This window comes from Eudoraea sp. (assembly GCF_049665975.1).
Taxonomy (GTDB): domain Bacteria; phylum Bacteroidota; class Bacteroidia; order Flavobacteriales; family Flavobacteriaceae; genus Eudoraea.
This window is the reverse complement of sequence record NZ_JBATGR010000248.1, coordinates 1-5,649: the sequence shown is the minus strand read 5'-3', so window position 1 is coordinate 5,649 and position 5,649 is coordinate 1. Positions and strand designations below refer to the sequence as shown.

Sequence of the window (5,649 nt, the reverse complement as noted above, 5' to 3'; positions counted from 1 at the left end):
AAAAAAGTAAGTTTGAAAAAACTAATCAACTTCATCAAAACCTACGCAGAAAATTGCATGTACTCCTTTAATATGATGTTGATGCTTTAACTGCTACCTTTATACTTCAATGGCAAATAGACTACTTTTTTGGTTTTAAAAAAGTCCTCCATAAAGAATTCGGACATCTCAAATACTTGTACATTTCTATAATCTTTCAATTCTTCTGATAAGTCTCCCCCCTTTAAATAAAGGATTCCATTTTTAAGTTCATGCAAAGATTTTTTCTTAATACGACCCTGAACCCATCTAACAAAGGTAGGCATGGCTGCTACTGCCCTACTAACAATAAAATCGAAATGATCATGCACTTCCTCAACCCTTCTGTGATAGGTGGTAATATTTTTTAATTCGAGGCCTGCGACCACTTCTTCTACTACCTTTATTTTTTTGCCAATAGCGTCTACCAAAGTAAAATTGGCCTCAGGATATAATATAGCGAGAGGAATTCCCGGGAAACCACCTCCGGTACCAACATCCAGGACAGAGGCGCCATTTATAAATGGTTGAATTTTAGCTATCCCCAGAGAGTGAAGTACATGCCGGAGGTAGAGTTCCTCTATATCTTTTCTGGATACTACATTTATTTTTTTATTCCAGTCTTTATATAGGCCTTCAAGGCTCAAAAATTGCTCTTTCTGAATTTCGGATAAATTGGGAAAATATTTAAATATTATATCAGCTTGCATATGTACCTTTGTATTTTGCCAAAAATAATACATTCACCAATAACACCATTTTTAATTATCCTATATGAAGGGTATTAAAAAGGAAGATATTACGTTATATTTACATAAATGATTTCTGTATATGGATTCAACCACGATTAAATTTTCTCGAAAAGATTCGGCACAATTCTTTAAAACCCTGAATAAAAGAGTTAATGATTATTTCAAGGAAAATAAAATAAAGAAAACCGGAAACTGGCGGTTGTATTTCAAAACGGCTATAATGTTTGGTCTTTTTCTTGCTCCCTATTTTTTAATTTTGACTTTAAATTTACCTAATTGGGCCAATTTATTATTAACCATTACCATGGGAGTTGGAATGGCAGGAGTTGGCATGAATGTCATGCACGATGGTAACCATGGATCCTACTCAACAAAAAAGTGGGTGAATAAATTAATGGGTAGTAGTATTTACATTCTAGCCGGAAATGTTTATAACTGGCAAGTTCAACATAATGTTTTACATCATACTTATACCAATATTCATACTCACGACGAAGATCTTGAAGCAGGAAGAATATTGCGTTTTTCCGAACATGCCAAATGGCACAAGTTTCATAAGTTTCAGCATTATTATTCCTTATTCCTTTATGGCTTGCTAACCTTTAATTGGGCCATAACGACCGATTTTATGCAAATGTACCGCTATACTAAACGTAAGCTGTCTTATGGTAAGTTTCCGAATCCTTTCCTGAACTGGAGTGTATTAGTGGCGACTAAATTGATTTATATAACGATATGGATAGTATTACCCATGCTGATTTTAGATATAGCATGGTGGAAAATTCTACTTGGCTTTTTTATTATGCACTATGTTGCAGGTGTAATACTTAGCGTTGTTTTTCAATTAGCGCATGTTGTGGATGAAGCAGAAACTCCTTTACCTGAAGAAGATGGTACCATGAAAAATACATGGGCTATTCATCAATTGCTAACAACTGTTAACTTTGGAACCAAAAACAAAATTGTAAATTGGTTTACTGGCGGATTAAATCATCAGGTAGAACATCATATCTTTCCGAATATCAGCCATATTCATTACACAAAAATCTCCAAAATTGTTAAACAGACCGCGAAGGAATTTAATTTACCCTATAACGAGTACAAAACTACAAGAAAAGCTCTAATTTCGCATTTCAAACACTTAAAAGAATTAGGCAAAAAGCCTAAATTACAGTACCAGTAAATTTATTGCAAGAATGAGCAACCTTTTATCCGATAGAATCAAAAACATGTCTACTTCGGCCACTTTAGCTATGGCCGCAAAAGCCAGGGAATTAAGAACTCAAGGAAAAGATATCATTGGGTTAAGTCTGGGGGAACCCGATTTCAACATTCCAGAGTTTATAAAGGATGCAGCAAAAAAAGCAATTGATGAGAATTATAGCAGCTACTCCCCGGTAGATGGATACGCAGATCTTAAACAGGCTATATCTAACAAATTTAAAAGGGATAATAATCTGGATTACGGGTTAAGCCAAATCGTTGTATCTACAGGGGCAAAACAATCTCTTGCTAACGTAGCAATGGTAATAATCAACAAAGGCGACGAAGTTATATTACCCGCTCCTTATTGGGTAAGCTACAGTGATATTGTGAAACTCGCAGAAGGTGTCCCGGTTGAGGTTCCAACCAATATAGAAACAGATTTTAAAATGACGCCGGAACAATTAGAGGCGGCTATTACTCCTAAAACAAAAATGATCTGGTTCAGTTCTCCCTGTAATCCAAGTGGCTCTGTTTATAATAAAGAAGAGTTGGAGGGTATTGCCGGAATATTAAAAAATTATCCGGGAATACTGGTTGTATCCGATGAGATTTACGAACATATTAATTTCAGGGGTAAACATGAAAGTATTGCTACAATTGATGGAATGTATGACAGAACCATTACGGTAAATGGGGTGTCTAAAGCCTTCGCAATGACTGGATGGAGAATTGGTTATATAGGAGCGCCAGAATGGGTCGCAAAGGCCTGTACCAAATTTCAGGGCCAGATTACCAGTGGTGCAAATGCTATTGCACAACGTGCTACCATTGAGGCCTTAAATGCACCTGTAAGTAAAATTCAATTCATGATTGATGAATTTCATAAAAGGAGAGATCTCTTGTTGCAGCTTTTAGGGGAAATAAATGGATTTAAATTAAATGTTCCGGAAGGTGCTTTTTATGTTTTTCCTGATATTTCAAGTTTCTTCGAAAAAACCCTGAACGGCTTTACAATCAATAACGCGTCTGATTTTGCTTTGTATTTGTTGGAAAACGCCAATGTAGCCACTGTTACCGGTGAGGCATTTGGCAACCCAAACTGCATACGAATCTCCTATGCTGCTTCCGAAAACGAATTAAGGGAAGCTGTAAAAAGAATAAAAGCTGTAGTCTAAATCCAAATTTAGTATTTATCTTATTTCTGAAATATCAAATCTTTTTCCAGAAATAGGGATTAAAAAGTATTAATACAGTAAATAATTCTAGCCTTCCAGCAAGCATAAGAAACCCACACCACCATTTACCCAAGGCCGGTAAATTATTATAATTGCTCACGGGATTCAGACTGCCAAATGCTGGTCCAACATTTCCAAGTGAGGATGCTGCACCACCAATTGCAGAAATAAAATCCAGACCTAATAGACTAAGTACAAGGGCTCCAATTATAAATAGTAACATGTAAAGGACAAAGAATGCAATAACGTTATAAACAATATGTTCGCTTACAGTCTTATTATTAAACCTTACAGGAATAATTGCATTTGGATGCAAGGTCCTTTTAAATTCTAAAAGCCCATTCTTAATAATTAGCAAATGCCTCATTACTTTAATACCACCTGCCGTAGATCCTGCTGAGCCACCCATAAACATCAGTCCAAAAAAGAAAACAGTTAAAAATGGTGTCCAGGCGGTAAAATCTGCTGTGACAAATCCGGTAGTTGTAATCACTGCAACTACCTGAAATAAAGCATGCCTGAAGGAACTCTCGGCTTCTCCAAATGCCATTGGATAATAGTCCGATACCTCAACATTAGCCATAAAATATACCACCACGGCAGTTACCAATGTGAAAATAAGTATAAAAATACCGTAGAATTTAAACTCTTCATCCCTCAGCACTCTTTGAATTTTCCCTTTAAACGCAAAATAGCTCAACACAAAATTACTGCCCGCAAGAAACATAAAGACAATGACAATATATTGAATAAGTGGTTGATTGCTCCAATACGCGAGACTGGCATTCTTAGTAGAAAATCCGCCCGTTGATAATGTAGCCATAGAGTGGTTTAGTGCATCAAAAAATGACATTCCGGCTACACTTAACAAAAGAGTTTCTGCGGCTGTATATCCAAAATAAATTAACCAAAGCCTTTTAGCCGTGTCGGTAATCCTTGGATGCAACTTATCGGCACTAGGTCCAGGCGCCTCAGCTGAAAATAATTGCATTCCCCCAATTCCCAATAAAGGAAGAATGGCAATGGCCAGAACAATAATACCCATGCCCCCAATCCAGTGAGTAAGACTCCGCCAAAACAGTATCCCCCTGGGAAGAGATTCAATATCGTCTAGAATTGAAGCACCTGTGGTAGTATATCCTGAAATAGTTTCGAAAAACGCATTTGTAATACTGGGAATGGCTCCGGAAAAAATATAGGGCATTACTCCAGAGGCAGACATCACAATCCAACCAAGGGTGACTATAATATAACCTTCTTTCTTCTTTACTTCTTTATCATGACCCCTTGTATAAAACATGGCCAGAATTCCCAATAATAAAGTGATTATTGCGGCCAGGGTAATATCTAGGGTAGCACCATCATTATAAACACCGCTGACCAAGGCAGCAATTAGCATGAAACCGCCATTAAATAATAACAGCAATCCCATAAGGTGAATTATTATTCTATAATTTAACCCTGCCATTATATAAAGAGCCTTTCAATTTTTGAAATGGAATCTGGCAGACAGCATACCACTACCCTATCGCCTTCCTCAATCCTAAAATCTCCCAGGGCAATATTTCCTTTACCATTTCTAACAATCCCACCAATAATAGCTGCTCTTGGGAATTCCAGTTCGCGTATAATTTCCCCATTTACCTTTGAGGTAGCTTTTACTTCAAATTCCAGGATTTCGGCATTTAAGTTATTTAATCGGGTAAGAGCAACAACCTCTCCTCTCCTTATATACCTAAAAATATTATTCGCAGCGAGTAATTTCTTATTAATTAAAGTATCAACACCATTGGACTGGGAAAGCTGTAATTAATCCATATTTTCCACTAGAGCGATAGTTTTTTTGATATTCTTGGATCTTGCCATCAGACAAGACATAATATTAGTTTCTGAATTTCCGGTAACGGCAATAAATGCATCCATAGATTCCAGACTTTCTTCCTCTAATAATTCCACATTCCTGCCGTCCCCATTTATTACCAGAGCATTAGGAAGACTGTCTGATATATCAAAAGCCTTCTCCTTGTTTTTCTCTATCAGCTTTACGTTAAATTTTTTAGAACAGAGATCTCGGGCAGCGTTAAACCCAACTTTACTACCTCCTAAAATCATTACATTTTTTATCTCTTCTTTCTTTTTACCCGTAAGTTTGTAAAGTTCATCTACTCCTTTTCTGTCAGTTACAAAATATACCTGATCATTCTCCTTAAATACCGTATCGCCTCTGGGCATTAATGTGTACTGGGTTCCAATCCTTTGCATAGCAATAGGCATGAAGTGCAATTCGGGAAATATGTGTGCTGCATCTTTTACCGTTTTGCCAATAAAAGGCGCACCCTTTGGTAAGACAACACCAACCATTATCAAAGCACCTTCTTCAAATTCATAAGTATCAAAAAAAGCAGACTTATTAAGTAAAAGCTGTATTTCAGTGGCAG

At 36.7% G+C, this 5,649-nt stretch carries 4 protein-coding genes and 1 pseudogene; 2 read left to right on the top strand and 3 right to left on the bottom strand.

Features of this window, described 5'->3' with window-relative positions:
• Positions 1-86 precede the first annotated feature (86 nt).
• Complete coding sequence (gene rsmG / locus WBN20_RS09055) at positions 87-728, bottom strand: 16S rRNA (guanine(527)-N(7))-methyltransferase RsmG (RefSeq protein ID WP_424281454.1); 642 nt, start codon at positions 726-728, stop codon at positions 87-89.
• A gap of 121 nt (positions 729-849) precedes the next feature.
• Between rsmG and WBN20_RS09050 the strand changes: the two genes are divergently transcribed.
• Entirely contained in the window at positions 850-1,953 is a 1,104-nt protein-coding gene (locus WBN20_RS09050) for a fatty acid desaturase family protein (protein ID WP_424281453.1), read from the top strand.
• 13 nt (positions 1,954-1,966) lie between these two features.
• Positions 1,967-3,151 carry a pyridoxal phosphate-dependent aminotransferase gene (locus WBN20_RS09045; RefSeq protein WP_424281452.1) on the top strand — a complete coding sequence of 395 codons (1,185 nt, stop codon included), beginning with the start codon at positions 1,967-1,969 and terminating at the stop codon, positions 3,149-3,151.
• Between the two features lie 34 nt (positions 3,152-3,185).
• Here WBN20_RS09045 and WBN20_RS09040 read toward each other — a convergent pair whose 3' ends face one another.
• Both WBN20_RS09040 and trkA read right to left on the bottom strand, forming a co-directional pair.
• Positions 3,186-4,643 carry a TrkH family potassium uptake protein gene (locus tag WBN20_RS09040; RefSeq protein WP_424281451.1) on the bottom strand — a complete coding sequence of 486 codons (1,458 nt, stop codon included), beginning with the start codon at positions 4,641-4,643 and terminating at the stop codon, positions 3,186-3,188.
• A 35-nt stretch (positions 4,644-4,678) separates the two neighbouring features.
• Positions 4,679-5,649: pseudogene (trkA, locus tag WBN20_RS09035) on the bottom strand (Trk system potassium transporter TrkA); the annotation flags it as partial.

Excerpts from the sequence above, each read along its gene's own strand:
- rsmG (WP_424281454.1), bottom strand. The coding sequence starts at position 728 with ATGCAAGCTGATATAATATTTAAATATTTTCCCAATTTATCCGAAATT.
- WBN20_RS09050 (WP_424281453.1), top strand. The coding sequence starts at position 850 with ATGGATTCAACCACGATTAAATTTTCTCGAAAAGATTCGGCACAATTC.
- WBN20_RS09045 (WP_424281452.1), top strand. The coding sequence starts at position 1,967 with ATGAGCAACCTTTTATCCGATAGAATCAAAAACATGTCTACTTCGGCC.
- WBN20_RS09040 (WP_424281451.1), bottom strand. The coding sequence starts at position 4,643 with ATGGGATTGCTGTTATTATTTAATGGCGGTTTCATGCTAATTGCTGCC.